We start from the raw sequence: 1,214 nt of genomic DNA, 5'->3' as shown, positions 1-1,214 counted from the left end.
AAAAACCAAGTTAGCCTTATCCGCATTATTTTTAAAAACTGATCATTACCTATTACTTGATGAGCCAAGCAACCATCTCGATCAAGATGCTAGACAATGGCTAATTCCTCAGTTAAAGAAACATCCAGCAGGCGCTTTTATTATTAGTCATGATCTGACTTTGTTAAATGAAGTCGACCATATTTATCACTTAAATGAGCATGGCTTACAGCACACTACAGGAAATTATGAAAAATTTTATGAGCAATATCAGTCCCAAATCGAGGCTTTAGAACAGTCAGTACATCAGCATCAACGTGAAGTTAAGCACATGAAGCAAAAGCAGCATGAAGTTTTAATGAAAGCCCAAAAACGTGAACGTGCTGGCAACAAACTTCGTGACTCAAACTCGCAAGCTAAAATTTTGCTCGATTTTAAAAAAGAACAGGCGGGGCAAAGCCTAGGAGCAATTCATTCTCAACATCAGCGTCAAATCGATCAAAGCCAGCAAGACTTGAAGAGTAAAAAAGTACTTCTAGAAACTGTTAAGCCCCAACGATTTATATTCCCCTCTTTTCAAAAAAGATCAGGAGAAATTCTTAGAATTGATAACTTAAAACTCAACTATGGGACACAACAACCAATTCATCTCGCCTTAAAAGCTTGTCAAAAGATTCATTTGGTTGGCCGAAATGGTATTGGGAAATCAACTTTGCTGAAACAGATTGATCAATCTGCTGTAACTGCTACAGATGAAATTAAACTGTTTGTAAATTGCTTTTATCTCGACCAGAACTTTAGCTTTTTATTAGACCATCTCTCTGCTGTTGAAAACTTAAGAAATATTAACCCAAATATTACTGAGTTAGAGTGGAGAAATTTATTAGGTCAGCTTCGGATTCGTGGTGATAAAAGCACATATCCCTTAGCTCAACTCAGTGGTGGTGAGAAGTTAAAAGTTGCTTTACTAGGTTTGAGCCATGCTCAGCCTATGCCTGAACTTTTATTACTTGATGAACCAGAAAACCACTTAGATATCGAGTCAAGAGAGTTATTTGCAAATGCTATTTCTAGTTATGAAGGTGCTGTGCTATTAGTTTCACATGATTTAAGTTTTGTTGAAAAATGCGGGATTATTGATTCAATTTATCTAAATTAACACTACGCTATTTTTATGCCTATATAAAAGCTCTAACTATTAGAGCTTTTATATAAATCTTTTAATTATCATTTTA

General features: G+C 35.2%; 1 protein-coding gene. It reads left to right on the top strand.

What is annotated here, in order from left to right; genetic code table 11:
• Positions 1-1,138, top strand: a 1,138-nt coding sequence (locus VXQ92_RS19235; RefSeq protein ID WP_416682877.1) for an ATP-binding cassette domain-containing protein, incomplete at its 5' end; no start/stop codon positions are given.
• Between the last annotated feature and the right edge of the window lie 76 nt (positions 1,139-1,214).

It is taken from the genome of Acinetobacter sp. 228, from assembly GCF_048147885.1.
The sequence above is the reverse complement of the archived record's forward strand: the minus strand, read 5'-3'. Positions and strand labels throughout refer to the sequence as shown.